This window comes from Micromonospora sp. CV4 (assembly GCF_003667455.1).
GTDB lineage: Bacteria > Actinomycetota > Actinomycetes > Mycobacteriales > Micromonosporaceae > Micromonospora.
In genome coordinates this window covers 1-2,408 of sequence record NZ_RCVI01000144.1, presented here as the reverse complement: position 1 = coordinate 2,408, position 2,408 = coordinate 1, and the positions used below count along the sequence as shown (strand labels likewise).

At 74.3% G+C, this 2,408-nt stretch carries 2 protein-coding genes; both read left to right on the top strand.

What is annotated here, in order from left to right:
- Window positions 1-38 precede the first annotated feature (38 nt).
- Window positions 39-974, top strand: a complete 936-nt coding sequence (locus EAD98_RS02555; RefSeq protein WP_233583689.1) for a DUF58 domain-containing protein — start codon at window positions 39-41, stop codon at window positions 972-974.
- Complete coding sequence (locus EAD98_RS02550) at window positions 971-1,921, top strand: VWA domain-containing protein (protein WP_121652472.1); 951 nt, start codon at window positions 971-973, stop codon at window positions 1,919-1,921. The genes EAD98_RS02555 and EAD98_RS02550 overlap by 4 nt, the downstream gene beginning before the upstream one ends.
- The last annotated feature ends 487 nt before the right edge of the window (window positions 1,922-2,408 follow it).

Sequence of the window (2,408 nt, the reverse complement as noted above, 5' to 3'; positions counted from 1 at the left end):
CCCCTCGACCCGCCCCCGTCTCCGACCGCAGCGAGGCCGTGCTGTCCCGGCTCCAGTTGCTGGTCACCCGCAAGCTCGACGGTCTGCTCCAGGGCGACTACGCCGGCCTGCTGCCCGGGCCGGGCAGCGAGGCGGGGGAGTCGCGGGAATACCGCCCCGGCGACGACGTACGCCGGATGGACTGGCCGGTCACCGCGCGGACCACGACGCCGCACGTGCGGCGTACGGTCGCCGACCGGGAGCTGGAGACCTGGCTGGCGTTGGATCTCTCGGCCAGCCTGGACTTCGGCACCGGGCAGTGGCTCAAGCGGGAGGTCGTGGTGGCCGCCGCCGCCGCGATCAGCCACCTGACCGTGCGCGGTGGCAACCGGATCGGCGCGGTGATCGGCACCGGCGGCGGGGCGTCCGCCGCACCGTCCCGGCGTTGGCGGGGCGGGCCACCGCCGGCCGGACCCGGGGTGTTCACCCGCCTGCCGGCCCGCTCCGGCCGCAAGGAGGCGCAGGGCCTGCTGCGCGCCGTCGCCGGCACCGCGATCCAGCCCGGCCGGGGTGACCTGGGCGCCCTGATCGAGATGCTCAACCGCCCGCCCCGACGGCGGGGGGTGGCCGTGGTGGTCTCGGACTTCCTGGCGCCGGCCGAGCAGTGGTCCCGGCCGATGCGCAAGCTGCGAGTCCGGCACGACGTGCTGGCGATCGAGGTGGTCGACCCGCGCGAGTTGGAGCTGCCCGACGTGGGTGTGCTGCCGGTGGTCGACCCGGAGAGCGGCGAGCTGCACGAGGTGCAGACCGCCGACCCGCGGCTGCGGCAGCGCTACGCCGAGGCCGCCGCCGCCCAGCGGGCCACCATCGCCGCCGCGCTGCGCGGCGCCGGCGCGGCACATCTGCGACTGCGTACCGACCGAGACTGGCTGCTGGACATGGTGCGTTTCGTGGCCGCGCAGCGGCACGCCCGCACCCGAGGGACGACACGATGATCCGTTTCATGCAACCGTGGTGGCTGCTGGCAGTGCTGCCGGTGCTCGCCCTGGCCGCGTTCTACCTCTGGCGACAGCTGCACCGCCGGGCGTACGCGATGCGCTTCACCAATGTGGATCTGCTGCGTACCGTGGCGCCGAAGGGGCTGGGCTGGCGCCGGCACGTTCCGGCGACCGCGTTCCTGCTCTGCCTGCTGGTGCTGGCCACCGCGCTGGCCCGTCCGGCGGTGGACACCAAGGAGCCGCTGGAGCGGGCCACCGTGATGCTCGCCATCGACGTGTCGCTGTCCATGCAGGCCGACGACGTGGCGCCGAACCGCCTGGAGGCGGCCCAGGAGGCGGCGAAGCAGTTCGTCGGCGAGTTGCCGGAGAGCTACAACCTGGGCCTGGTGTCGTTCGCCAAGGCGGCCAACGTGCTGGTGCCGCCGGGCAAGGACCGGGCGGCGGTGACCGGTGCGATCGACGGGCTGGTGCTGGCCGAGGCGACCGCGACCGGCGAGGCGGTGTTCACCTGCCTGGAGGCGATCCGCTCGGTGCCGGCGGACGGCGCGGCGGGCATTCCACCTGCCCGGATCGTGCTGCTCTCCGACGGGTTCCGCACGTCCGGCCGGTCGGTGGAGGAGGCGGCGGCCGCCGCGCAGGCGGCCAACGTGCCGGTCTCCACCATCGCCTTCGGCACCGACACGGGTCAGGTCGACATCGGCGGCCAGCTCCAGCGGGTGCCGGTGGACCGGCTGGCCCTGGCGGAGCTGGCCGAGACCACCGAGGGCTACTTCTACGAGGCGGCCTCGGTGAGCGAGTTGAAGCAGGTCTACCAGGACATGGGCAGCTCGATCGGGTTCCGCACCGAGCCGCGCGAGGTGACGCAGTGGTACGCCGGGGTGGCGCTGCTGCTGGCGCTCTGCGCCGGTGCGCTCAGCCTGCTCTGGTCGTCCCGGATGCTGTGAAGGCGGGCGGTGCCCGGGCCGGTCCCGGGCGCCGCCGCACCGGCCGGGTGATCGGGCGGGCGTGCGCGGTGGATCAGATCAGTGCCCGCCGCCGGCGAGCACGAAGACGATGGCCACCCAGACGGCGGCGAGGGTGAAGCCCAGCGGGGCGACGTAGCGGCTCATGGACGGCTCCGGGTGGCGGCTGGACGGTCCGCGTGCGGGGGCGGACCGCAGGGGGTGGGGACGCGCACACGAAGTCGTGACCGGGCGGCTCCCGGCGACCGTCCGGATTCGGACGGCGCGGCACGCGCACCTCGGCGTGGCCGGGTGGCGGGGAGCGGAGCGGGGTCAGCTCACCGGACTGAGTCGTGGCTCAGCGGGTCTGACCATCGGCCCGGCCACGACTGGGAGGATCGCTATCTCGCACAGCGATCACCTCCTGAAGTCGGGCGGGCCGGAACGTCGATCATCGTACACCTGCGCTGCCGACCGGACGCACTCGGCC